This is a genomic window from Algisphaera agarilytica, from assembly GCF_014207595.1.
In the GTDB taxonomy this organism is placed as follows: Bacteria; Planctomycetota; Phycisphaerae; order Phycisphaerales; family Phycisphaeraceae; genus Algisphaera; species Algisphaera agarilytica.
Genome location: NZ_JACHGY010000001.1, coordinates 2,100,192 through 2,124,102 on the forward strand (window position 1 = coordinate 2,100,192; position 23,911 = coordinate 2,124,102).

Annotated in this window: 24 protein-coding genes; 15 read left to right on the forward strand and 9 right to left on the reverse strand. The window is 64.4% G+C overall.

The window, feature by feature from the left end; all coding sequences use genetic code 11:
* Positions 1 to 3 precede the first annotated feature (3 nt).
* A complete protein-coding gene (locus HNQ40_RS08945) occupies positions 4 to 738 on the forward strand; it encodes a non-canonical purine NTP pyrophosphatase (RefSeq protein WP_184677502.1) in 735 nt (244 codons plus the stop codon).
* A gap of 21 nt (positions 739 to 759) precedes the next feature.
* Here the strand turns inward: HNQ40_RS08945 and HNQ40_RS08950 are convergent, their stop codons facing one another.
* Positions 760 to 1,050, reverse strand: a complete 291-nt coding sequence (locus HNQ40_RS08950; RefSeq protein WP_221435443.1) for a DUF1294 domain-containing protein — start codon at positions 1,048 to 1,050, stop codon at positions 760 to 762.
* Positions 1,051 to 1,066: 16 nt separating this feature from the next.
* Positions 1,067 to 1,642 carry a hypothetical protein gene (locus HNQ40_RS08955; RefSeq protein ID WP_184677504.1) on the reverse strand — a complete coding sequence of 192 codons (576 nt, stop codon included), beginning with the start codon at positions 1,640 to 1,642 and terminating at the stop codon, positions 1,067 to 1,069.
* Positions 1,643 to 1,693: 51 nt separating this feature from the next.
* Between HNQ40_RS08955 and HNQ40_RS08960 the strand changes: the two genes are divergently transcribed.
* The 5 genes from HNQ40_RS08960 to HNQ40_RS08980 all read left to right on the forward strand — a co-directional run bounded on the left by HNQ40_RS08960 (position 1,694) and on the right by HNQ40_RS08980 (position 7,673).
* Entirely contained in the window at positions 1,694 to 1,975 is a 282-nt protein-coding gene (locus tag HNQ40_RS08960; protein ID WP_184677505.1) for a hypothetical protein, read from the forward strand.
* 109 nt (positions 1,976 to 2,084) lie between these two features.
* Positions 2,085 to 3,560, forward strand: a complete 1,476-nt coding sequence (locus tag HNQ40_RS08965) for a 3-isopropylmalate dehydratase large subunit (RefSeq protein ID WP_246402820.1) — start codon at positions 2,085 to 2,087, stop codon at positions 3,558 to 3,560.
* A gap of 158 nt (positions 3,561 to 3,718) precedes the next feature.
* The gene (locus HNQ40_RS08970; RefSeq protein ID WP_184677506.1) at positions 3,719 to 4,006 is read left to right on the forward strand and encodes a hypothetical protein; all 288 of its coding nucleotides are present in this window, start codon (positions 3,719 to 3,721) and stop codon (positions 4,004 to 4,006) included.
* A 984-nt stretch (positions 4,007 to 4,990) separates the two neighbouring features.
* Entirely contained in the window at positions 4,991 to 6,745 is a 1,755-nt protein-coding gene (locus tag HNQ40_RS08975) for a TolC family protein (RefSeq protein WP_184677507.1), read from the forward strand.
* Between the two features lie 70 nt (positions 6,746 to 6,815).
* Entirely contained in the window at positions 6,816 to 7,673 is an 858-nt protein-coding gene (locus HNQ40_RS08980) for a hypothetical protein (RefSeq protein ID WP_184677508.1), read from the forward strand.
* Between the two features lie 2 nt (positions 7,674 to 7,675).
* On the opposite strand, the gene cysC is transcribed toward HNQ40_RS08980, so the two are convergent.
* Positions 7,676 to 8,299, reverse strand: a complete 624-nt coding sequence (cysC, locus tag HNQ40_RS08985; RefSeq protein ID WP_184677509.1) for an adenylyl-sulfate kinase — start codon at positions 8,297 to 8,299, stop codon at positions 7,676 to 7,678.
* 132 nt (positions 8,300 to 8,431) lie between these two features.
* On the opposite strand from cysC, the gene HNQ40_RS08990 reads away from it, so the two are divergent.
* On the forward strand, positions 8,432 to 8,953 hold the full coding sequence (locus tag HNQ40_RS08990; RefSeq protein WP_221435444.1) for a hypothetical protein: 522 nt from the start codon (positions 8,432 to 8,434) through the stop codon (positions 8,951 to 8,953).
* A 97-nt stretch (positions 8,954 to 9,050) separates the two neighbouring features.
* Here HNQ40_RS08990 and HNQ40_RS08995 read toward each other — a convergent pair whose 3' ends face one another.
* Positions 9,051 to 9,890 carry a CPBP family intramembrane glutamic endopeptidase gene (locus tag HNQ40_RS08995; RefSeq protein WP_184677511.1) on the reverse strand — a complete coding sequence of 280 codons (840 nt, stop codon included), beginning with the start codon at positions 9,888 to 9,890 and terminating at the stop codon, positions 9,051 to 9,053.
* A 77-nt stretch (positions 9,891 to 9,967) separates the two neighbouring features.
* Positions 9,968 to 10,483, reverse strand: a complete 516-nt coding sequence (locus HNQ40_RS09000) for an adenine phosphoribosyltransferase (RefSeq protein WP_184677512.1) — start codon at positions 10,481 to 10,483, stop codon at positions 9,968 to 9,970.
* A 169-nt stretch (positions 10,484 to 10,652) separates the two neighbouring features.
* Here HNQ40_RS09000 and murA point away from each other — a divergent pair, with 169 nt between their 5' ends.
* Complete coding sequence (gene murA, locus HNQ40_RS09005) at positions 10,653 to 12,023, forward strand: UDP-N-acetylglucosamine 1-carboxyvinyltransferase (RefSeq protein ID WP_184677513.1); 1,371 nt, start codon at positions 10,653 to 10,655, stop codon at positions 12,021 to 12,023.
* Position 12,024: 1 nt separating this feature from the next.
* On the opposite strand, the gene HNQ40_RS09010 is transcribed toward murA, so the two are convergent.
* Together HNQ40_RS09010 and HNQ40_RS09015 are read right to left on the reverse strand one after the other, a co-directional pair.
* On the reverse strand, positions 12,025 to 12,390 hold the full coding sequence (locus HNQ40_RS09010) for a four helix bundle protein (protein ID WP_184677514.1): 366 nt from the start codon (positions 12,388 to 12,390) through the stop codon (positions 12,025 to 12,027).
* Between the two features lie 56 nt (positions 12,391 to 12,446).
* Positions 12,447 to 12,935, reverse strand: a complete 489-nt coding sequence (locus HNQ40_RS09015; protein WP_221435445.1) for a hypothetical protein — start codon at positions 12,933 to 12,935, stop codon at positions 12,447 to 12,449.
* Between the two features lie 105 nt (positions 12,936 to 13,040).
* Between HNQ40_RS09015 and HNQ40_RS09020 the strand changes: the two genes are divergently transcribed.
* From HNQ40_RS09020 to HNQ40_RS09030, 3 genes are all read left to right on the forward strand, one after another.
* The gene (locus tag HNQ40_RS09020; protein WP_221435446.1) at positions 13,041 to 13,316 is read left to right on the forward strand and encodes a Trm112 family protein; all 276 of its coding nucleotides are present in this window, start codon (positions 13,041 to 13,043) and stop codon (positions 13,314 to 13,316) included.
* A gap of 6 nt (positions 13,317 to 13,322) precedes the next feature.
* Positions 13,323 to 14,228 (forward strand): PHP domain-containing protein, encoded by a 906-nt coding sequence (locus HNQ40_RS09025; RefSeq protein WP_184677516.1) that lies wholly within the window; start codon positions 13,323 to 13,325, stop codon positions 14,226 to 14,228.
* Positions 14,229 to 14,362: 134 nt separating this feature from the next.
* Entirely contained in the window at positions 14,363 to 15,112 is a 750-nt protein-coding gene (locus tag HNQ40_RS09030) for a cytidylate kinase-like family protein (protein ID WP_184677517.1), read from the forward strand.
* Between the two features lie 133 nt (positions 15,113 to 15,245).
* Here HNQ40_RS09030 and HNQ40_RS09035 read toward each other — a convergent pair whose 3' ends face one another.
* Together HNQ40_RS09035 and HNQ40_RS09040 are read right to left on the reverse strand one after the other, a co-directional pair.
* Complete coding sequence (locus tag HNQ40_RS09035; protein ID WP_184677518.1) at positions 15,246 to 16,085, reverse strand: hypothetical protein; 840 nt, start codon at positions 16,083 to 16,085, stop codon at positions 15,246 to 15,248.
* A 47-nt stretch (positions 16,086 to 16,132) separates the two neighbouring features.
* Positions 16,133 to 18,493 carry a BamA/OMP85 family outer membrane protein gene (locus HNQ40_RS09040; RefSeq protein ID WP_221435447.1) on the reverse strand — a complete coding sequence of 787 codons (2,361 nt, stop codon included), beginning with the start codon at positions 18,491 to 18,493 and terminating at the stop codon, positions 16,133 to 16,135.
* Between the two features lie 558 nt (positions 18,494 to 19,051).
* Here HNQ40_RS09040 and HNQ40_RS09045 point away from each other — a divergent pair.
* From HNQ40_RS09045 to HNQ40_RS09060, 4 genes are all read left to right on the forward strand, one after another.
* Positions 19,052 to 20,233, forward strand: a complete 1,182-nt coding sequence (locus HNQ40_RS09045) for a thiamine pyrophosphate-dependent enzyme (RefSeq protein ID WP_221435448.1) — start codon at positions 19,052 to 19,054, stop codon at positions 20,231 to 20,233.
* A gap of 334 nt (positions 20,234 to 20,567) precedes the next feature.
* The gene (locus HNQ40_RS09050; protein WP_184677520.1) at positions 20,568 to 21,611 is read left to right on the forward strand and encodes an alpha-ketoacid dehydrogenase subunit beta; all 1,044 of its coding nucleotides are present in this window, start codon (positions 20,568 to 20,570) and stop codon (positions 21,609 to 21,611) included.
* 327 nt (positions 21,612 to 21,938) lie between these two features.
* Complete coding sequence (locus HNQ40_RS09055) at positions 21,939 to 22,313, forward strand: hypothetical protein (RefSeq protein ID WP_184677521.1); 375 nt, start codon at positions 21,939 to 21,941, stop codon at positions 22,311 to 22,313.
* A gap of 311 nt (positions 22,314 to 22,624) precedes the next feature.
* Positions 22,625 to 23,911, forward strand: coding sequence for a dihydrolipoamide acetyltransferase family protein (locus HNQ40_RS09060; RefSeq protein WP_184677522.1), 1,287 nt, complete (start codon positions 22,625 to 22,627; stop codon positions 23,909 to 23,911).

Genomic DNA, 23,911 nt, shown 5'->3' on the forward strand with positions numbered 1-23,911 from the left:
GCCGTGCAAGTTGTCCTCGCCACGTCCAACCCTCACAAGCTCGAAGAAATCCGCTCCGTGTTCGACGGTGAGTCGCTTGCCCAGGCCATCGACTGGAAGCTCTTCAGCGACCTCGACCCCGAGTACCAGTACGGCCTGAAAGAACCCGTCGAAGACCAGCCCACCTTCGAAGGCAACGCCGCGCTCAAGGCCCGGCACTACGCTAAGTTCACCGACAAAATCTGTTTGGCCGACGACAGCGGGATCGAAGTCGATGCGCTCGGCGGTGCCCCCGGCGTGATCAGTGCCCGCTACTCCGGCGTCCGTGGGCCACGCACCGAAGTGGATCCCGCGAACAACGTGAAGCTGCTCGAGGAACTGCAGGGCGTGCCGATCGAGAAACGCACCGCTCGGTTTGTCTGCGCGATGTGTCTGTTTATCCCCGGGCCGTTGGTGGCGAGCGTGCCGGGTGCGGCCGGGTTGGTTCAGCCGGGCGACGAGCATGTTCAGCTCATCGTGCGGGGCACGGTGGAGGGCCGCATCATTCTGCCGGAAGAGGCGGCGGACCCCGCTTCGCCCGAGAAGGGCCGGGGCACCAACGGCTTCGGCTACGACCCGCTGTTTGTGCTGCCCGACGACCACGAACACGCGGGCCTCACCACCGCCCAGCTCGAGCCGTCGCAGAAGAACGCGATCTCCCACCGCGGCCACGCGTCACGGCTGCTCCTGGAAGCGATGAAAGCCAAGGGCCTGCTCTAAACTCTCACGGCCGTGGCTGCGCTACCGCACCCACAACCAAACGATTAGCCCCACGCCCACCGCGTGCAGCGCCACGATCAACCCAAACACCAGGCGATACGACTTCTTCACCGACTTGTGCCGCAGCCACCGCATGGCTAACCATGCCCCCGGCCAGCCGCCGAGCAGCTCGAGGGTGTGCAGGGTTTTCTCGCTGACCCGCCAGCCCTGATGCTTCGCCCGCCGTTTGTCCCACGCAAACACCGCCAGCGTGACCACGCTCATCACAGCCACCAGGCCGACGTAACCCATCAACACGAGGTCGTATCGCATGCGTGCAAGATACCCGCTACGCGTCGAACGCCTCGGCATCGGGGTCGAGGTGCTGCCAACCCTTGGCGGCGGCTTCGCGCATCACCGAGTCGATCCGGCGGGCGACGGTCGACCCGCCGGTTGAGCCGGACGAGGTCTTGGCGGTCGTGGTTTCAGACGTCGAGGCGTCTTCCCCCGCCGCGGCCTCTTCCTCATACGTCGGCAGCAACGCCCGGCTCTCGGCGAGCATCGACGCCAGGATCTTCATCTGTCTGGCATCCCGGGGCCGGGCGACGATCCAGCCCGACGGGCCCAGCGTTTTCCAGGGGTGTTGCTCGACCCATTGGTATTGCTTGACGACCTCGGCGGCCCGGCCCTCTTCCGGCGTGCCGGGCATCTTGAACTGGCAGTGCCAGCCGTGGTTCTTGCCGTCGACGATGTAGCACAGCATCTTCGCCCCGCCCGTACGCGACGAGGTCTTCTTCGTGCCACCCCGGCCGACGACTTTATAGACCCACCCACCCCATTTGATCTCCTCAAACACCCCGGGCAACGCCAACGCGATCTCGGCCATCGACTGGCGGAGCTTCGGGTTGCGTTTGTCCATGGGCATGGGGCAATCATATTCCAAAGCCCCGGCCGATCGACGCCCGATAACCCGGATATGACCACGCTCGTCTCCGCCATCCGCACCACCGCCCGCGGCGTGCTGGGCCTGTCGAAGTCCGCGTTGGACCTCGAGCCCGTGCCCGAGGAGATGCTGCGCGACCGCCGGAAGGCTTGTGCCGCCTGCCCCGCGGCGATGCGGACCAAGCAGCTGGGCGTCGCCTCCTCGGCCGGGAAGCTCCACGTGCTGACGCCGATGAGCACCTGCTCGGTGTGCAAATGCAACCTTCACGCCAAGACCCGTTTGGCGAGCGAGACCTGCCCCCGGCACCACTGGTAAGCCCTTTGCGGGCTCTGAATCAGGATCAGGCGGTTTTTTCGGCTATACTGCTGAATCCCCCAATACCAGCCGTCCCGGCGTCGCCGTGAGACGTTTTTGGAGAGTTGCTATGCCCCGCCCGATGACCATCACCGAAAAGATCTTCGCCGCCCACGCCGGCAAATCCGAAGTCGCCCCCGGCGACAACGTCTGGGTCGACGTCGACGTCCTCATGACCCACGACGTCTGCGGCCCCGGCACGATCGGCATCTTTAAGCAAGAGTTCGGCGAAGACGCCAAGGTCTGGGACACCTCCCGCATCCCCATCATCCCCGACCACTACATCTTCACCGCCGACGGCAAGTGCCACCGCAACATCCAGATCCTTCGCGACTTCGTGAAGGAGCAGGGCATCCAGTACTACTACGACCCCGACTTCCTCGACACCGACGAAGCCTCGGGCATGCCCAACCCCTACCGCGACCCCACCAAGACCTCGTACAAGGGCGTCTGCCACAAGGCCCTGCCCGAAGAAGGCCACTGCCGTCCGGGTGAGATCCTGCTCGGCACCGACAGCCACACCTGCACCGCGGGTGCGTTCGGCCAGTTCGCCTCGGGCGTGGGCAACACCGATGCCGCGTTCGTCGTGGGCACCGGCAAGACCTGGCTCAAGACCCCGCCGACCATGAAGTTCACCTTCCATGGCGAGATCCCACCCTACCTGACCGCCAAGGACCTGATCCTCGCGGTCATCGGCGAGATCGGCGTCGCCGGCGCAACCTACAAGACCATGTACTTCGCCGGTGAGGGCATCGGCAGCCTCACGCTTGAAGACCGCATGACCCTGACCAACATGGCCATCGAGGCCGGCGGTAAGAACGGCGTCTGCGACGTCGACCAGAAGACCCTCGACTACGTCAACGCCCGTTCCAACCGGCCCGCCGGCAGCACGTTCGAAGGCTCGTCGCGTCACCCCGACATCCCCTACGCCGACGCGTCGGGCTGGGAGGTCTACACCGACGACCCCGGTGCGTCCTACTGCTTCGAGCACGAATGGGACCTGTCGATCATGGAGCCCATGGTCGCCAAGCCCCACAGCCCCGACAACAAAGACACCGCCCGCAACTGCTCGCACGTCGAGCTCGACCAGGCCTACCTCGGCAGCTGCACCGGCGGCAAGATCACCGACATGATCTTCGCGGCCAACATCCTCCGCGGCAACAGCGTCAAGATCCCCACCTTCGTCGTGCCCGGCTCGACCGAAGTCCACCAGGACATGCTCACCCTCGGCCTCGACGGCGAACCCGTCCGCGACGGCGAGCCCTCGGTCTACCAAGCCCTCGAAGAGGCCGGCTGCACCATGGGCCCGTCGGGCTGCTCCGCCTGCTTGGGTGGCCCGAGCGACACCTTCGGCCGTCTCAACGAGCCCAAGGCCTGCATCAGCTCGACCAACCGCAACTTCCCCGGCCGGATGGGCCACAAAGAAGCCGGCGTCTACCTCGCCAGCCCGCTGACCGTCGCCGCCAGCGCCCTGACCGGCAAGGTCACCGACCCCCGCGAGTTCGTCAGCGAACCCATCCTCACCGGCAACGCCGGCGTGGTGTAACGGCACCCATAATTCTTCCGCTACCCCGCGAGCCGGGCCGTATCGGCCCGGTTCTTTTATGCGCACACCATGCTCACTCCCACCCGTCCGGGGCGACACGCCCCGGCTCGCCGCCGTTGCGCTTCCGTTTGTCGTAGACGACCGCTATCCTCGACCCCATGCCGGGGCCGCCTCTCAAACTCGATCCTGCGCGTCGCAGTTGGCACATCACCTTCGGCACCTACGCCACCCGTCTCCATAACGACCCGCGCCCCACGATCGATCGCCGGCACAACCAACCTGACACACCTTTCCCACCACCCGACCCCGACAAACAGCAAGCCCCCGCGAATGCCCCGGTCTACCTCACCCGCGACCAATGTCTCCACATCGAAAACGCCCTGCCGGCCATCTGTGACCGAGGTAACTGGACCTACCGCACCAGCGCCGCCCCCTGCGACATATAGCCCCCAAGCGAGCCGGGCCGTGTCGGCCCGGTTCCTCCAGCTCTCATAGGCCACCACGTCCACCTCCTCCTCGACGCCCCGCGCGACAAAGCCCCCAAAGCCATCCGTCAATGGGCTAAGCGTTGGCTCACCGAATCACTGAACGACAAATTCGCCAAACCGCCTCAAGGTTGGTGGGCTGAAGGTGGCTCTACTAAACCCGTCACCGAAGAAAGCTATCGCCGCAACGTGATCCGCTATATCGAGCGTCAGCGCACCACCCCGCCCGATTGAACCGCCACGCCCATCCTGCCGCACAATGCAATGACATCGCACTTCAAGCGAGCCGGGCCGTATCGGCCTGGACCCGGAGCGACACGCTCCGGCTCGCACAACGCCGAAAATTTAAGCCGTGGAAAATATCCTCGCCTTGCTCTATGTCTTGGCCCCCGCGCAACTGTGCCATCTGGGGAGATGGCACAGTTAGCCTCCTCCGGACTGGAATTGTTCGTCACGGTGAAGCGGTACCCAATGAACCACCTTCCTTAAACCTCCGCCCGCCATCGCAACTGTGCCATTTCGCCAGATGGCACAGTTATCGCAAGCCCGATCTGCGATTCGTACTCCCTTTGGGTATCACGGTCTACACACAGCCCGCAAGGATTTTATACGTGACAGGACGCGTATAGAAGCTTGTCTGGCAATCAATAAGACGTCTTGTAAGTCGATCGCGGTGCTGGATCGTTTACATCTTGGAGGAAAACGTGGCCGCGAGCTCAACACTGCCATTTCGCGTAGATGGCAACCTTGCGAGATCGACATGGCCATGGTGTTCACGTGCAGGCCTTGCGCAACTGTGCCATGTCGTGGGATGGCACACATGCGCAACTGTGCCATTTCGCCAGATGGCACAGTTGTCGGTGGCACGCCTCGGAATCACGGTAAGCCGCGGGGGATGTTCAGCAGGGCGGGCCGAAAGCGGGGTGGGGTGATATCCTATGAACCATGATGAAGATGACTACACGGGTGTTGTTGGCGGCGGCTCTGGGGATGCAGCTCACGGCGTGCGTTGGGCCGTTGGATCAGTACGGCGGGGCGGACGCGTCGCTGCGGAACGCGGTCGTGGTCGAGCACCGCAAGCACTTGCTTGCCCTGGCGGATGAAGAGGGCGGGGGCGTGGTCATCGAGGTGCAACGCGACACCAGTGACGTGGAAGAACGCTTGGACCAAGAGCGGGTCGACGAGCTGAACGAGATCAGCGGGGCGTCGGCGTATGTGGGGGTGAAGGTCGAGCCGGGCGTGGACCTGGCGGGGCAAGACGATTTGAAAGTGGTGCGGGTGTCGCTGGACGAAGCGATCGCGATGGCGGTCGCGGGCAACCTGGATTTGGAAGTCGCCCGGCTGACGCCGAAGATCGCCGAGCAGCAAGTCATCCAAGCCGAGGCGGCGTTCGACAGCGTGTTCTTCGCCGACCTGGACTGGCAGAAGCTCGACACCCCGCAGCCCGACGGCGTCACGCCCGGCCTGAGCAACGACATCCAGCAGGAGAACATCAGCCTGAACACCGGCGTGCGGAAGCTGCTGACCACCGGCGGTACGCTGCAGGTCGAAACCACGATCGACAACCAGGAGCGGACGCCGTCGTTCTTCAACGTGAATGATTTCTACGACGCGGATTTGCTGGCGTCGCTGAACCAGCCGTTGCTGCGGAACTTCGGGTCGGAGGTGACCACGTCGCAGATCGTCTTGGCAAAAAACGCCGAGGAAGACGCGGACGAGCAGCTGCGTCAGGCGATGAACGAGTTAGTCAATAACGTCGAAGCGGCGTACTGGAACCTGGATTTGGCCCGCCGTCAGGTGCTGATCCAGCAGCGGCTGCTCGACCGCACGATCGCCGAGCGCGACCGTTTGGAAGACCGGGCGGACTTTGATGTGAGTCCCGTGCGGATCACCGAGGCGAACAGCCGGGTGGAGCTGCGGCGGTCGGATCTGATCCGGGTGCGGGCGGCGGTGCGTGAGGCGTCGGACCAACTCAAACGGCTGATCAACTCCGAGGAGTTGGCGTTGGCCGACGAGACGCTGGTGCTGCCCAACGATGCGCCGGTGGACGCGGCGATCAGCTTCAGTTTGCTGGACTCGGTCACGACAGCGCTCGAGCGTCGGCCGGAGCTGGCGCGGTCGTTGTTGGCGATCAGCGACGCGGAGGTGCGTCAGCGCTTGGCGGACAACGCGGTGCTGCCGCAGCTGGACCTGACCGCGGCGATCGGGCTGAACGGGATCGATGAGGACGAGTGGATCGACGCGTATGGCGATTTGGCCGACGGCGACTACATCGACTACATCCTCGGCCTGAGTTTCGAGCAGCCCATCGGCAACCGCAGCGCCAAGGCGTTGGCGGGCCAGCGGGCCTTCGAGCGCAACCAAGCGGTCGTGGCGTATCGCCGGGACGCGCAGGACGTGGTGCTGGAGGTGAAGAACGCGTTGCGTGACGTGCTGACCAACTACGAGCTGGTCGGGGCCACGCGGGCGGCCCGCTGGGCGGCGGCGGATAGCCTGCGGTCGATCAACGTGCAGGAAGAGGTCGGCGTGGCGCTGACCGACGAGTTCTTGCTCGACCTGAAACTCAACGCCCAGGAACGCTTGGCGGATGCGGAGTTCCAGGAAGCCCAGGCGTTGGCGAACTACATGATCGCGATCGCCGAGATGGAGCGGGCCAAGGGCGTGCTCATCGATCGTTACGGCATCGAAGTGACGGACTGATCGAGAGTGGTCGAGCGTCGATCTGCGATCGACAGCTAAACGGGGGAGGGTTTTGCGCCTAGCATCGGGTATGCGAAGCGTCCTCTCTGCTGTGATCGTGTTGTTGGTTACGTGTTCGACCGGGTGCATCAACCCGTTGCCTTCGTCCTTGCCCAGCGACGTGTCGGACCCCGCGGCGTTGGAGCTGTTGCGGGCCTCGGCCGAGGCGCACGGGGGTGACGCAACGTTTGCTGAGGTCGCGGCGATCAACGTGAGCTACGACGGCGAATGGCTCAACAACGTGTGGAATCTTCAGCCGATGCTGGTCGACCGCGAACACCGCAAGTCGTCGGTGGAGCGGATTGAATACGGAAGCGGTTGGCCGGTGGTCACGCAAACCCACACCGGGCCGGCGGGGGCGACCAAGGATGTGCGTTGGCCCGCGGCGGATCCGGCGGGCGAGACGTATGGCGGCGGGGCCTCGGTGAGGTATGCGGGCAACCGCGTGGAAGACCCTGAAGAGGGGGTCCGCGTGGAAGAAGCCGCGGCGATGGTCGCGGAGGCGTACCGGATGTTCTTGACCGGGCCGTTCTACTTCACGCAGCGCGGCGGTGAGATGACCGCGGTGATGGCATCGGCCGACACGGTGCTCGGCGCGACCTGCGACGTGGTATTGGTCGAGCTGCGTCCAGGCTTCGGCACCTCGAAAGTAGACCGCGTTGAGATCGCGATCGATCAGGAGACGCAATATGTCCGCCGGGTGCGGTTCAGCTTGGATGGGTTCCGCAAGACGCGTGGGGCGACGGCGGATGTTGAGTTCAGCAACTTCGTTGAACGCGAAGGTCTGGTCTTCCCCACCGAGTTTCTCGAGATCGTCGTGCACCCGATCAATCGTGAGGTGCACCGTTGGTGGGTGACGGACCTGAGTGTTGAGCTGAAGTCGGAATGAGGTCAGATCACGCCGTGGGCTTTGAGGGCTTCGACCACGGCGGCGGCGGAATCTTCGAGCGGCATCTCGTGGGTCTTGAGATGGATCTCGGGTGACTCGGGTGCTTCGAACGGAGCGCTGATGCCGGTGAAGTCTTTGATCTCGCCGGCCCGGGCTTTCTTGTACAGCCCCTTGGGGTCGCGGGACTCGGCGACCTCGACCGGGACATCGACAAAGGCTTCGAGGAAACTGAGTTTGGGCTCGGCTGATTCGTGTAGGCCGCGCACGAGTTGGCGGGCTTCGCGGTAGGGGCTGACGAAGGAGCAGAGGCAGATCATGCCGGAGTCGGCGAAGAGCTTGGCGACCTCGCCGATGCGGCGGATGTTCTCGTCGCGGTCTTCGGGGCTGAAACCGAGGTTGCTGCACAGGCCGTAGCGGACGTTGTCGCCGTCGAGGCGGTAGACGTGTCGGCCCTGTTCGATGAGCAGTTTTTCCACGGCCACGGCGACGGTGGACTTGCCGCTGCCCGAGAGCCCGGTGAACCAGACGGTCGCGCCGCGTTGGCCCATGTTGGCTTGGCGGGCTTCGGGGGAGACCTGGCCGGCGTGCCAGGTGATGTTGGTCGAGGTGGGGGAGTTGTCGCTCATGGGACGGGCATGGTACCGGCTAAGGGGGCGGGGGAGGAAATCTTCGGCGTTCTCCGATATAAACGGGGATCGGGGCTTGCGACAGGGACGCCGCCCGGCCGTGTCCCGCTTGGAGAGACCAACACGATGAGCATGAATCTGACGACCGACTTTGAAGAAGCCATCCGCCCCGTGCTGGATGCGCTGCCTTTCGAGATGGCCCTGCGCCGCCTGGTGGTCGACGGCCCCAGCGAGCACACCGAAGCCTCGGCCGCCGTCGCCAAGGCGATCCAAGACCCCGCCGTGGCTGAGCGCCCCGACCTCATCGCCGGGCTTTGGATGTACGTGGACGAGCTCGACAAGTCCCACGAAGCCAGCCAAGACCTCAACACGCCGACGGGTTCGTACTGGCACGCCATCATGCACCGCCGCGAGGGCGATTTTTCGAACTCCAAGTATTGGCTCAGCCGTGCCGTGCACCACCCGGCCATGGGCCTGATCGACCTCACCGGCGGCGGCGCGGGCTCGGGCACCGCGGTCGCCGCGTACGACGCGGTGGACTTCGTCGACCGGGTCCAACGCGCCCACGAACGCGAAGATGGCTTCCACCCCGAACTCGTCTCCGCTCAATGCAAAGAGTGGAAGGCGTTGTTCGAGTGGTGCATCCACCAGTAAAGGCAGAGGGATGAGTGAACAGTGACGAGTGATGAGTACAAGGCAATGCGCCGTTGTACTTATCACTGTTCACTCGTCACTCATCACTGAAACACGTTTACGTGTTTCGGAAGTGCGTCGCGATGACCATGACGTCGTAGAGCGCGTGGGTGGCGGCGACGATGCCGAAGCCGCGGTAGACGTAGATGGCCGCGAAGTACAGCCCCGCCAAGGTGTAGAACGCGAATCGGCCCCACTCCAGGCTGTCCCACTGCCACGGGTAATGGCTGTCGAAGGGGTGGTAGAGCGCAAACAGGATCGCGGAGATCGCGATCGCCCCGCCGGCCGACCAGCTCTTGGGCAGGGCCAACACGTCGCTGAGCAGCATGTGCACGAGCGCGATCACGATCAGCCGGAAGACCAATTCTTCGTAGATCCCCGCACCGATCGAAAAGATCACGCCCTGCCGCCAGGACTCGACACCGTCCAACCCGCTGGCGAGCATGGGTAGCCAGCCGGCGGCGCCCACCATGGCGGTCGCTTCCGTGGGCGGCCGGGTCATCATGATGCTGAAGATGAACAGCGGCGCCGCGAGGATCGCCGACTCGATGAGCATGACCAGGTACAACCGCGGCTCGGGCTTCCACGGGTCCCGCCGGGCGAAGTGCCAGCACAGCAAGATCACCGCCGTCGCGATGCCCGGCAGGTAGTAGCCGGTGACGCCGGTCCACTCGAAGAACCGCCCGAGCATGCGCTCGGCATAGATCTGCGGCAGACGTTCATCGCCCTCGGGCGCAAACATGACCGCCCCGAGTTCATAGCCCAATAGCAACGGCAGCAAGAAATACAGCGACTGCAACGGCCAGAGCGTCCTCTCCCAGTAGGACGTCACCTGGTGCCGGGGCGACTTGTCGTCGAGTCGTTTGCGTTGGTGGCCGCGCGTTTCCATGAGGGGCATTGGGCGATCGGGTGATTTGGCGATTTCGTGATTGATTCCAATCGCCAAATCGCACAATCACCAAATCACGAAATGAATCAATATTGAATCACCGCGTGGACGTTGTCGTAGGGCTTGATCTTCTCTCGGCCGTTGAGGAACGCCAACTCGATCGCCACGGTCACGCCGACCACGTCTGCGCCCAGGTCGTGGACCAGGTCGAGGCAGGCCTTGAGGGTGCCGCCGGTCGCGAGCAGGTCATCGACCATGAGGACTTTTTGACCCTGGCTGATGGCGTCGGTGTGGATCTCGAGGGTGTCGGTGCCGTATTCGAGATCGTAGGACTGCGAGGCGGTTGTGTGGGGGAGTTTGCCGGGCTTGCGGATGGGCACGAAGCCGGCCGAGAGGGCCTGGGCGATGGCGGTGCCGAAGATGAAGCCGCGTGACTCGGCCCCGCAGACGACCTCGATGCCCTTGCCGCGGAAAGGGTTGGCCATGCGTTCGACGGCCATCGCCAGCCCCGCGGGGTCTTTGAGCAGCGGGGTGATGTCTTTGAAGTTGATCCCGGGCTTGGGGTAGTCGGGGATGTCGCGGATGAGGGTGGTTAAATCCATAGGGCGCTCGGGGTTAGGCGCTAGGCGCTAGGAAAACGGGTCAGGCCGTGGTTTGTTGGACGCAGAAGCGCGATTCTGGCGATGATGGTACAACCATTTGTAGTGCGACACCCGTTGCACCCTACGCCTTTTTCCTAGCGCCTAGCGCCTAACCCCTAGCGCCTACCCCATGGATTCATTCCTCATCACCGGCGGCCGACCCCTCCGCGGCAGCGTCCGCATCAACGGCGCGAAAAACGCCTGCCTGCCGCTCATGGCCTGTGCCCTGCTCACCGACAAGCCGGTGACGCTGACCAACGTTCCGAACCTGGCCGACATCCGCAACATGCAGCGGCTGCTCGACTCGCTGGGCTGCTCGCTCTCCCACGCCAAGCCGGAGGCTGCGGAGCGCAGCGACAAAGCCCCGGATCAAGCCGGCTCCTCCCCCGACGCCCTCACCATCCACGCCGCCGACCACTCCAAGGTCGTCGCCCACTACGACATCGTCCGCACCATGCGGGCGGGTATCTGCGTGCTCGGCCCGCTGCTCGCCTCCCGCGGCAAGGCCCGCGTCTCCATGCCCGGCGGCTGCGCGATCGGTGCCCGACCCGTTGACCTGCACCTACGCGGGCTCGAGGCGCTCGGTGCGACCATCACCCTCGATGCCGGCTACATCGTCGCCGAGGCCCCCAAGGGCGGCCGCCTCAAAGGGGCCCACATTTTCCTCGGCGGGCCCAACGGCTCGACTGCCCTGGGCACGGCCAACGTCATGTCCGCCGCCACCCTCGCTCAAGGCACGACCGTGATCGAGTGCGCCGCCTGCGAGCCCGAGATCGTCGACGTCGGCAACCTGCTCCTCGCCATGGGCGCCAAGATCACCGGCCTCGGCTCGCCCCGCATCACCATCGAAGGCGTCGACGCCCTGCACGGCACACCCAACGCGCACCCCGTCATCCCCGACCGCATCGAGGCCGGCACCTACCTCATGGCCGCCGCCATCACCCACGGCGACGTCACCCTCGAGAACTTCCCGACCGACGACCTCGGTGCAGCATTGGACCGTCTCCACGAGATCGGCGTGACGATTGACCGCGTGTCGCCCGACGGCTCCACATCCGAAATCCGAAATCAAAAATCCGAAATCGTAAGAGTCGCCGTCGCTCGTCGGCTCAACCCCGTGCAGGTCGTGACCCAGCCCCACCCCGGCTTCCCCACCGACCTCCAGGCCCAGATCATGGCCCTGCTCACCCTGGCGGACGGCAACGCGATCATCACCGAAAAGATTTTCCCCGACCGATTCCTCCACGTCGCCGAGCTGCAGCGCATGGGTGCGAACATCACCCGCGTCGGCCCCAGCGCCATGATCACCGGCGTCCGCGAACTCGTCGGCGCCCCGGTCATGGCCAGCGACCTCCGCGCCTCTGCAGGCCTGGTCATCGCCGCCCTCGCCGCCCGCGGCCAAACCCAGGTCAACCGCGTGTACCACCTTGACCGCGGTTACGAGCAGATGGAAGTGACGCTGCAAGGATTGGGTGCGGAGATCGAACGGGTCAAAGAGTAATTTAGCGATTTGGTGATTTTGGGCGGGAAGCGGTTTTTCGACTTGCGGCGAAGATTTTCGTGAGCTCGTTGGCCTCTTGTAGTAATCCGCAGACTCTGGGTTCGGGCAACAGCTTTGCCTCGATAATCATTTCCAGCCAAAACGCTGATTCGTCTGCCTCTTTCACCACGTTACTGAGCTTTGATAAGAACTCTTTGGTGCTGCGCCCCCGCCGGACCGCGCGATAATTGGCAGCCACCGAAGAGGCGCTGCGGATCAATTGTTTCCCGAACGTTCGTCCAGCTGCCGATTGGGGTAAGGCATCCACCAATTTGACCACACGAATCGCGAACGACTTGGAACGCAGCTCCAACTCATCAGGCGTCATGCCAGCCTCCGGAAAATCGCTAAATCACTAAATCACGAAATCATCAAATGTGAAGCTCAATAATCGGGCTCGAACGTCTCACGCCGGAACTCTTTTGCGGCACCCGTGAGTTTCTTGACGTACTTCTCGGGCATCTGATCGTCCCTCACGTAATGCATGGTGTAGGTCTTGCCCGCTTCGAGCTTGGCGTGAAGGATGACCTCGGCCGAGCCGAACTGCATCTCGCTGATGTCCTTGCTTTGAAAGCCACCTTTGCGGAAAGGAATCTGTTGACCGGTGGCGTCGTCGATCACGACGAAGTGGCGCTCAGCCCAGAGTGCCCAGTTGGGGGTTGCGCTTTGGGGGCTGATGGTTTCTTCGGGACCGTCGGTGAAGTTCATCATTGTGGTGACAATCACCTGCAAATCGCATTCGTTGTTTGAATCCGGTGCGCCGATGGCGTATCCCACGAGCTCCCCCTGGTCGGCGTTGAGCATCTTCATGCCGTAGAACATCCCGCCTAGCGCAATAATCAACATGCCACCCCAAACCACTGCCTTCGCCATCGCTAAACCCTTTCACGGAAATTAAGAATCGTCTTGCCCGGCCAACGATCGGCCCGGTCGCTATCGTATCACTGAAACTACGCAAAACCGCTCGCCGAACTGCACATGACTGAAAATAATCCCTCGGAACACCCCGCTGAACCCGCCGCGCCCGAGGCGGTGCCGGACAGCCTCCTGGACCTGCTGGTCTGTCCCTTGACCCGTTCGCCGCTCCGTAAAGAGGGCGACTGGCTGGTGGCGACCAGCCCGATCGATACGGGGCTGCGTTACCCGATCCGCAACGGCATCCCGGTGCTGCTGGCCGACGAAGCGACCCTGCCCGACGGCGTTGCGAGTTTGGAAGAGTTCAAGACGCGGTACGCCGACGCGATCCCCGGCTGAGCGACCATGACGACAAGCATCGATCAGTTCTGCGACCTGCACATGCACTCGACCGCCTCGGATGGCACCGATGCGCCCGAGGCGTTGCCGCGTCTGTGCAAAGCCGCGGGGCTGTCGGGATTTGCATTGACCGACCACGACACCACCGCGGGCGTCGCCGCCTGTGCCGCGGCGGCGAAGAAACTCAAGATCACCTTCGTCCCCGGCATCGAGCTGTCGGCCAACCCCGATCTCGATGAGACCGGGCAGCCCGTCGGCTCGCTTCACCTTCTGGGCCACCACATCGACCCGGACCACGAACACCTCGCGGAGATCAGCAAACGCCTCGGGCGGGCGCGGGCCGAGCGCAACCCGATGATCATCGAGAAGCTCAACGGCCTGGGCGTGAGTATCACCTACGACGAGGTGATCGAGTTGGCCGAGGCGGGTGCGTCGCAGGAGGGCGCTGCGGCGTCGGCCCCGGCGATCGTCGGCCGACCGCATATCGGGCAGGTGCTAGTCAACAAGGGCTACGTGAAATCGATCCACGAGGCGTTTGCCCGCTACATCGGCAGCAACGGCGCGGCCTACGCCCGGAGGGACCTGCTCAGTGCGGCGGAAGCGATCGAGGCGATCCACGCCGCGGGCGGGCTGGTGACCCTGGCCCACCCCGTGCACTTGGAAGCAGCGGATGCGGAAGAGCTAGAACACACGGTGGCGCGTTTGGTGGACCTGGGGCTTGATGGGATCGAGACCCGGCACAGCGACCACACGCCCGGGGATGTGAAACGCTTCGAGCGGTTGGCCGAGCGTTTTCGGTTGCTGACCACGGGCGGCAGCGACTACCACGGCTCGAGGAAGTCGATCGCGCTGGGCAGCCAGAAGGTGCCGATGGCGGTTTGCGATCGCCTGACGCAGGCTGTGCGGGGATAAGCGCCGGAAATCTACAAGAATCGCTGAGAAACCTCATCGGGTTTGGAGAGTCGCGCCCTATGATGAGAGTGGGTGGTGTGGTTCCGAGGTTCTCTCGGTGGTGGTTAGCGGGCACTTGGCGAAAGGGAAGCAACATGGTGGATCGACTCGGGCCGATTATGTCGTATTTGCGTAAGCAGACGGATACTCCGCGGCGTCCGACGCCCTGTGGCGGGCACGACACGGAGCTCCCGTTTTTCACGGTCAGCCGGCAGGCGGGCGCGGGCGGTGAGCCGTTGGCTCATCGCTTGGCGGAACGTCTGAACCTGTTTGATCTCAGTGATCGGCCGTGGTCGACGTTTGACCGCGAGTTGGTCGAGCGGGTCGCGTCTGACCACAACCTGTCTGCGGAACTGATCGACACGATCGGCATGGGCGGACGCAACTGGTTGGAGGACATGTTCGAGACCATGACCACCCGGCCGTTGATGCGGCCCGGCGAGCTGGAGCTGTACCGCTCGGTGGCCGAGACGGTGATGGCGCTCGCCGAAGCGGGGCGGGTGGTGTTGGTCGGTCAGGGCGCTGCGTTCATCACCCAGCAGCGCACCGGCGGGATCCACGTGCGTCTGGTCGCGCCGCTGTCGCACCGCATCGAGACGACCGCGTGGGCGCGTCAGCTCACGCGTCGTGAAGCGCTGGAATACATCCGCCGGACCGAGCGTCGGCGGGAAGCGTTCTTCCGCCGGTTCTGGCCGGACCAGAGCCTGACCGCCGAATCGTTCACGGTGACCTTCAACACGGCTCACAGCACGACCGATCAGCAGGTCGACGCACTGATTGCGATGTTGCCGCAGTACGCGCCGCAGCGCATCCTCGACACGGTGGAACTGCACGAGTCGCGGTAAGCGAAAACCGCAGTTTCAACATGAAGTAACGTTTAGCGGGCGGCACGAAGTGCACCGCGCGTGTCGTTTCAGAATCGATCGGACGCGGGACGCTGCGCGTCACCCGCTAAACACGAGTGGGCGCAATGTGAACTCAGCCGCGCCACGCGGTCCAGTATCCCTGCATTCGTTTGAGGAACGCGGGGGTTGTCTCGACGAAGAGCTGCTGCCGGAGGCGGGCGGTGTCTTGGCCGTACTGGGCGAGGGTCTCATCGATCCGGGCGAGTAGCGCTTCGTGCTGTTCCGTAGCGGGACGCAGGGCGGCGAGCTGGGCTTGTTTGCGGGCGTTGCGCTCGAGTGCTCGCAGCGCTTTGCGGTAGGGTTCGAGCAGCACGGGGCAGGCGCGTTCAAAGCTCTGGAGCTGTAGGGCCAGGCGGTCCAGGGCATCAGCGGTGTCTGCGGCGGGGCCGTTGGTCTGCACGAGTTTGGCCGCGCGCTGATATGACAAGCGCAGGCCGGGGGTCAGGAGTTCGAACCCGCCGTCGGGCAGGTGCCAGTAGCGGGCCCGCATGCGCAGTTCCGCGAGGTCGGCGACGAGGCGAAGCTGCTTGGGGTCGGGGCCCTGCTTCTTGCGCTTGCGCGGCTTGGCCTCGGCGGTGTCGGCGATGAGTTGTTCCCGCAACGCCTGGACGTCGAGCTTGGGGTCTTGGTTGGCGACGTCGGCGAGCGTGTCGAGCCGGAGGTCGGCGACGGGGGAGAGCTGTTTGAGGCAACGCACGACCTGCCGGTGCTCGCGGTTGAACACTTCGCCGCCGAGAGGTCGCCGGAACTGGTGCAGCAGGGCTTGGAGGCGTTGCAGTTCGCGGCGGGCGGCGGCGGGGTCGGCCGAGCCGTTGCCGGTGAGCGATTCGATCGCCGCGTCGAGCTGGCGCGTGGCGCCGCGGCGGACGGCTTTAACGATCGGGTCGGTGCGTTTAATCAAAAGCGGCGGCATGGCCCCAGCTTAGCGAACCGCAGATATGAGGGGTGTGAAAAACCCGCTTACTGGAACGGGATATCGATCGCGAAGCTGACGCTGCGTTCTTCGTCGAAGTCTTCGGACACGAGCGGGATGGCGAAGTCGATGGCGAACGGGGCCTGGCTGAGGAAGGCGACGTTGAGGCGGATGCCCGCGCCGACGCTGACCCGCCACTGGTCGAGGTTGATGTCGTTGTCCGAGGTCAGGGTGCCCTGGTCGGTGAAGACCACGCCGCGGAGGTATTGGTCGGCGATGGGGAATTCGTACTGCAGTCCGGTGAGCAGGAGGAACTCGCCGCCGACCGCGTCTTCGCCGAGGGTCAGGGTGTCGGCCCGGATGCCGCGTGGGCCCATGCCCCGGTTCTCGAAGCCGCGGAAGGTCGAGTGGCCGCCGGCGTAGAAACGTTCGAACAGCGGGGCTTCGCCTTCGTCGAAGATGTACCCGCCGTCGATGCGGAACCGCAGCACGCTCTTGCGGTCCAGAAAGTCCTGGGCGACGGTCCAGAACTTGTCGTAGGACACGTTGGCCTTGGTGAAGTTGAAGTCGCCCCCCAGGGCACCGACTTGTTCCACGGTCAGCGTGGTGCGGCTGCCGACCGAGGGGGTCAGGGCGCTGTCGGTGGTGCTGCGGCGGATGCGGAGGCTGGCGCCGGTGACGAGGTTGGTGCCCTCGACCGCGAACACATCCAGAGCGCCTTCGTCTTCGATGTCGGTGATGCGGACGTTCTCGGCCCGGAGGCGGACGGAGGCGGACCAGATGTCGCCGAAGCGTTTGCCCAGGCCGATCCGGCCGCCGCTGCGTCGCTCGTCGAAGTCGCGGTCGCGGTCGCTGTCGGAGAAGAAGGCCTCGGTGTCGAAGAAGTAGTTGGTGTCGTAGAAGAACGGGTCGCTGAGGCCGATGGAGTACCGGCTGTTGTCGCTGCCGGGCTGGAGCGTGAGGTTGAACGTCTGGCCGCCGCCGCGGAAGGCGCGGTTGGCCAGGAAGTCGTCGAGCGACTCGGGCACGTCGGTGATGTCGAAGTTGCGTTGGGTGATGTCGATCGCGCCCAGCAGGCCGTCGTCGGAGCTGATGGTGGCGCCGAAGGAGATCGAGCCGGTGTTGCGTTCGTTGACTTCGACCAGGACGTCGCGTTGGTCGTCGGTGGGGTCGCCCAGCACGGTGACCACGGCGTTGCTGAACAGCGGGGTTTCATTCAATCGGCGTCGGGTGTCGTTGAGGCCTTGGCGGTCGAAGGGCCGGCCGGGTGTGATGCCGCGGAGCTCGCGGAGGATCACCTTGGTGCGGGTCAGGGTGTTGCCCCGCACGGTGACCTTGCCCACGGTGCTGGGCGTGCCCTCGTCGATGGTGACCAGCAGGTCGACGGTGTTGGTTTCGGGGTTGAATTGGCGGTCGATGCCCGAGGCGCGGGCGTCGTTGGTGTTGCGGCGGACCAGGCGGGTGTTGAGGTAGCCGAGCTTGCCGTAGAGGTTGGTGATGTTCGTGGCCGAGCGTTCGAGCTGCTGGCTGGAGTAGATCTCGCCGGGCTGCAGCTCCATGTGCCGGACGATCTGCTCGGCGGAGAACAGGAGCGGTTGCCCGCGGTGCCCCTCGACGCGGACCTCGCCGACGGTCCAGCGGGGGCCTTCGGTCACGAGGAACGTCACGATCGCGTCGCGCTGGTTGTCGCTCACGGTGATCTGCCGGTCGACCTCGGCCTCGAGGTAGCCGCGCTGTTGGTAGTAATCACGGAGGCGGGCGGCGTCGAGCTTGAGCTCTTCGCGGTTGACCACGTGCTTCTCGCCGAACACGGGGAACCAGGTGCTGGCGCTGATCTGCTTGCGCAGCTCGTCGTTGCTGAGGATCTGGTTGCCCTCGAACCGGATCTGCCGGATGCGGATGCGTGGGCCTTCACGCACGATGAAGATCAGCCGGCGGTCGTTGTCCAACGCGTCCTGGTCGATCGACACGTCGGTGACGAAGTAGCCTTCCGTCTCATACGCCGCGAGGATCGCACGCTTGGCCCGGTCGATGATGAACGGGTCGATCGCGTCCCCCGCACGGAGCTGGACCAGCGGGAGCAGTTCGGTGACTGCCAGCGCTCGCGCGCCGCGGATTTCGACGCTGGTGAGGATGGGCAGCTCGTCGAGGTCGAAGATCAGGTTGATGCCGCCGTCGTCCAGGGACTCGGCCCGAGCGGTCACGAGGCTGAAGAAGCCCAGGTTGGTGATGCGCACCACGTCCTGCTCGACCGTGAACTTGTTGTAGGGCTGGCCCACCTGCGAGCGGAGCTGGTTCTCGACGAAGCGTGACTCGATCTGCTCCAGACCATCCAGCGTGATGCTGCGGATGGGCCGGCCGTCGAATTCCAGGCCCTGCGCGAATGCGGGGGAAGCGACCAGCACCATCAGCGTGACGCATAGGCCAAGCAGGGCGGTGAGCCGGAGTTTGAGGGGTGCCCCCGGCGATCGGAGGACGCGGCCTGGGCGATCTTGCCTCTCTCTCCCGCAGGTCGCCGCATTGGCGCACCGCCCGCGTGGCGATCGGGCGTGCTGGGATCGCGGGATGGGGGTCAAGCGGGGCTCTCCAGATCGTCGAGGCGGGGTGAACAAAGGGTGGCCGATGGGGTTGCGTCTCGGCTTGCCCGACGCGGTCCGTGTGGCCCGAGGCGGAGCCGAGAGTTTAATCGAAAGCGCTGGCAGGGGCGTAGATTGTGGCGGTTTAGTGAGGAGAAATCGGGTTATCCGGGCCCGCCGGGGGAATCACTTGTCGCCCTGCGATGTGCCCCCTAAACTGGTGATTGCGGCAAGACGAAGGCCCCCGTAGCGGGCCAGTCACGCCTCTTCACCGATTGGCCTCCCCCGGACCCGTGCCGGGGCGATCACTGGGCGGTCATTAGATCGGCCCCACACCGGAACCGCCCCCGGACAACCCCGCCGGTAAACCCCGGCCCCGAAGGGACCCCCATGAGCACCGCCACGAAGGACCAAGCCTCGGCCGAAAAAGCCTCGGGCAACGCCCCTACCTCCAACGGAGCCTCCGTGACTTCATCCCAAGACCCCGTCGCCGACCTGTCCAATGAGCAGCTCCTGAAGATGCTCAGCGACATGATGCTCATCCGCCGCTTCGAAGAGCGCACCATGCAGGCCTACCAGCAGGCCAAGATCGGCGGCTTCTGCCACATCTACATCGGTCAGGAAGCCACCGCCGTCGGCTCGATCGGCGCCACCAACAACGACGACCCCATCGTCACCGCCTACCGCGACCACGGCCACGCCCTGGCCCGCGGCATGCACCCCAACGCCTGCATGGCGGAGATGTACGGCAAGGTCACCGGCTGTGCCAAGGGCAAGGGCGGCTCGATGCACATGTTCGACAAGCCCAACGCCATGTACGGCGGCCACGCCATCGTCGGCGGCCAGAACCCCCTCGGTGCCGGCCTCGGCTGGGCGATCCAATACAACGCCGAATCCAAGGTCGCCCTCTGCTACATGGGTGACGGGGCCCTGAACCAGGGCGCGACCCACGAGGCGATGAACCTCGCGTCGATCTACAACCTGCCGCTGATCTTCGTCCTCGAAAACAACGGCTACTCCATGGGCACCGACATCGCCCGCGGCACCGCCATGGCCCACGATCAGAAGTCCCGGGCCGAGGCCTACGGCCTGCGTTACTTCGAGTGCGACGGCCAAGACGTCCTCGACACCTACCGCACGTTCAAGGCCGCCGTCGACGGCGCCCGCAACGCCCGGCCGATCAACTACAACGAAGAGACCGGTAAACGCGAATCGATCCCGACCTACGACCGCGACGGCCGCACGCCCGGCCCCGCCTACGTCAACGTCAAGACGTACCGCTACCAAGGCCACTCGATGTCCGACCCGCAGAAATACCGCACCAAAGACGAGGTCGCGGACTTCAAGGAAGTCGACTGCATCAACCGCCTGGTCAACTGGATGATCGAGCACGACAAGGCCACGCAGGAAGAAATCACCGCGCTCGATAAGGCCGCCCAGCAAGCGAGCAAAGACGCGATCAAGTTCGCCGAGGAATCGCCGGACATGCCGATCGAAGAGCTGTACACGGATGTGTACGTGAACGTGTTTGGGCCGTACAAGAAGGGCGAAGCTCACCCTGACTTCCGATGAGTAAAGAGAAGCCTGGTAACCGAATAAATTCTCGTTTGAGATTCTTTTTGTTTGCTCTTGGGCTGGTTTTGCTAGGGATTTTGGCAGTTTTGATTTGGTATAGCGTCCTGTACTACTCAATCATCAAGACTTTTATTGAATCGTTTGGATGATGGCAGATGGCCGCTGACCAAGACGACAAAACATGGATCGTTGCCCTGGTCGTATTCGGCCTGATGGGTGTCGCCGCCCCGGTCATCGCCCTCGTTCTATTTTTCGTAATCGCCGCGATGAGTTGAATTGAAACGAAACCGCAGCCGACCGGCTGCCTGTAGGAAAAGAAGAGAAGAACCCCATGGTTGCAGCCGACCGAAAGATTCAATACCGCGAAGCCCTGCGTGAAGCGATGCAGGAAGAGATGCGTCTGGACGACCGCATCTTCCTGATGGGCGAAGAGGTCGCCGAGTACAACGGGGCCTACAAAGTCTCCGAAGGCATGCTCGACGAGTTCGGCCCCCGCCGGATCGTGGACTCGCCCATCTCCGAGACCGGCTTCGCGGGCTTGGGCATCGGTGCGGCGATGTACGGCCTCCGCCCGATCATCGAGTTCATGTCCTGGTCGTTCTGCCTCGTCAGTGCCGACCAGATCATCAACAACGCTCCGAAAATGCTGTACATGTCCGGCGGCCAGTTCGGCTGCCCGATCGTCTTCCGCGGCAACAACGGCGCGGGCGGACAGCTCGGCTCGACCCACTCCTGGTCGGTCGAATCGATGTTCTCCAGCGTGCCCGGCCTCAAGCTTGCCGTGCCCGCCACCCCGCGTGACGCCAAGGGCCTCTTGAAGGCCGGCATCCAGGACGAAGACCCGTTCTTCAACCTCGAATCCGAGCGGATGCTCGGCATGGGTGCCCGCGGCGACAAGGACTTCTCCCGCTACCTCCACGGCGGCCTCTGGGCCCCCCCAGAAAACGACGACAACTTCGTCATCCCGCTCGGCCAAGCCGAGGTGATGAAAGAAGGCGCCGACTGCACCGTCGTGTCCGCTGGCCGCCCGGTCCACTTCGCGCTGGAGGCCGCCGAGGCCCTCGAGAAGGAAGGCATCGACCTCGAGGTGATCAATCTCCGCACCTACCGCCCGCTGGACATCGACACGGTGGCCAAGTCGGTCCGCAAGACCAACTACTGCGTCGTGGTCGATCAGAGCTGGCCGTTCGCGTCGGTCGGCAGCGAAGTCGCCGCTCAGGTCTACGAGACCTGCTTCGACGACCTGGACAACACCGTGGCCCGCGTGTTCAACGACGACGTGCCGGCCCCGTACAACCGGGCGATGGAGCAGGAGATGCTGCCCAACGCCCGCAAGATCGCCGAGGCGGTCCGTCAGACGACCTACAACGCCTGATTTCAGCCCAATCCCGCTTTCCCAGACCCCGCTTTTGGCGGGGTTTTTTTATGCGCATGTGAACCTGGGTAACGCGGTGATGTGAATCTGGGTGGTTTTTAGCAGTTGGGGTAGCCCCTAACTGGCTCGGTGTCGGGTGAACCCTGAAAAATTTGCGGATGGCTTGCCTCGCGGTGGATTTGTGGCTCACTTCCCTTGAACGAAACGCACCCCGGAGTCAGGGGCACACGGGCCACGGCCGGCCCAGGTTCCGTTCGACATTCCGCACCTGCCGCAGACCACCAAGGATTCTCGGCCAGGCCAGTCGCATCAGGAAAGGTCTCCAACATGACGAACATCGCCTCCACCAACCTCACCAAACTTCTCGCCGCGACCGCGGTGCTGGCCGCCATCCTCTTCACCGTCGGCCAAGCCGAAGCGGGCACCCAGATGCCCTACTGGAAGAAGATGCAGCTTCAGAGCCAATACACCACCCCGCCCGCCTCCACCAACGACCCCATCGTTCTGGTGAAGGAAACCGAGCCCCAAGACAACGGCGACAACGAGCGTGTCGGCGACAACAACTGGCCCGGCGACATGGGTGGCGGCGGCGACAACGGCGGTAAGCCCTCGGCCGTCCCGACCCCCTCGGCCGTCCTCGGCGGCATCGCGATGCTCGGCCTGATCGCCGGCCGTCGCCAACGCCGCGACGAAGACGCCTGATCCCAAGCGAGTTCGACTCGCGGACAACCTGCCCCTGACCCGAAGCCCCCGGCGTTATTTTGAGCCGGGGGTTTTTTCATGCGCTGTTCAGTAGGTCAGGCATGCTTGCCTGACGCGGTTCTCTGTGTTCGGCGTCAGGCAAGCGTGCATGATCTACGAAACAGCCGTTCCTCCGGGTTTATGTGGTCCCGCTGAGACAAGCCCCCGCGACTGCGATACCATGCAGGGCCGCACCGCGACGCCTGTCAACGCTCGCAACCCCGCTCCCGGGGCACGGTGCGCTACCCCTCACCTCGCAACGGAGACCCGCCATGCCCATCGAAATCACCATGCCCCGCCTGTCCGACACCATGGAAGAAGGCACGCTGATCAAATGGCGGGTCGCTGAGGGCGACAAGGTCGCTTCGGGTGATCACCTGGCCGACGTCGAAACCGACAAGGCCACCATGGAACTCCAGGCGTTCGACGACGGCACCGTCGCCCAGGTCTCGGTCGGCGAAGGCGACACCGTGCCCGTGGGTGCCCGCATCCTCGTGCTCGCGGAAGACGGCGAGTCGGCCGAGGACGCCGTGAGCAACGCCGGCGACGCCTCGTCCAACGGCAGCGCCCCCGCACCCGAAGCCCCCAAAGAAGAAGCAGCGTCTGAACCCGCTCCCGCGGCTCCGGTCGCCGCCGCACCGAGTGGCGGCAAGATCCGCGTCTCGCCCTTGGCCCGCAAGCTCGCCGAGGAGTACGGCGTCGACCTCGCCACCGTCACCGGCACCGGCCCCGACGGCCGCATCATCAAGCGTGACGTCCTCGCCGCGGCTCAGGGCGGTGGTGCCGCACCGGCCGCCGCGCCTTCGACGCCCGCCCCCGCACCGGCCGCGCCCGTCGCCCCCATGGGCCTCGAAGCCAAGACCATCTCCCTGACGGGGATGCGCAAGACCATCGCCAAGCGTCTGGTCGAGTCCAAGACCACCGTGCCGCACTTCCAGGTCAGCGTGGCCGTGAACATGGACCCGCTGATGGAGCTCCGAAAGACCATCAACGGCCAGCTCGAGTCGCAGGGCATCAAGCTGTCCATCAACGACTTCGTCACCCGGGCCGTGGCCCTGGCCTGCGTCGAACACCCCGCGGTCAACAGCTCGTGGAACGGCGACAGCATCATCCAGCACGGCAGCGTCAACGTCGGCGTCGCCATCAGCCTGCCCGAAGAAAAGGGCGGCGGCCTGCTGGTCGCCACCATCCGCGACACCCACGCCAAGGGCCTGCGTCAGATCAGTGCCGACGTGAAGCAGCTCGCCAAGAACGCCCGCAGCGAAAAGGGCCTGACCGTCCAGGAGATGAGCGACTCGACCATCACCATCTCCAACCTCGGCATGCCGCAGTACGGCGTTACCCAATTCACCGCCATCGTGAACCCGCCCAACGCCGCGATTATCGCCGTGGGCGCCGCGATCCAGAAGCCCGTCGTCCGCAATGGCGAGATCGTCGTCGGCACCGAGATGAACGTCACCCTCTCCGGCGACCACCGCACCATCGACGGTGCCGTCGGCGCCGAGTACCTCGCGACCCTGAAACGCTACCTCGAAAACCCCGCGTCGCTGCTGGTGTAA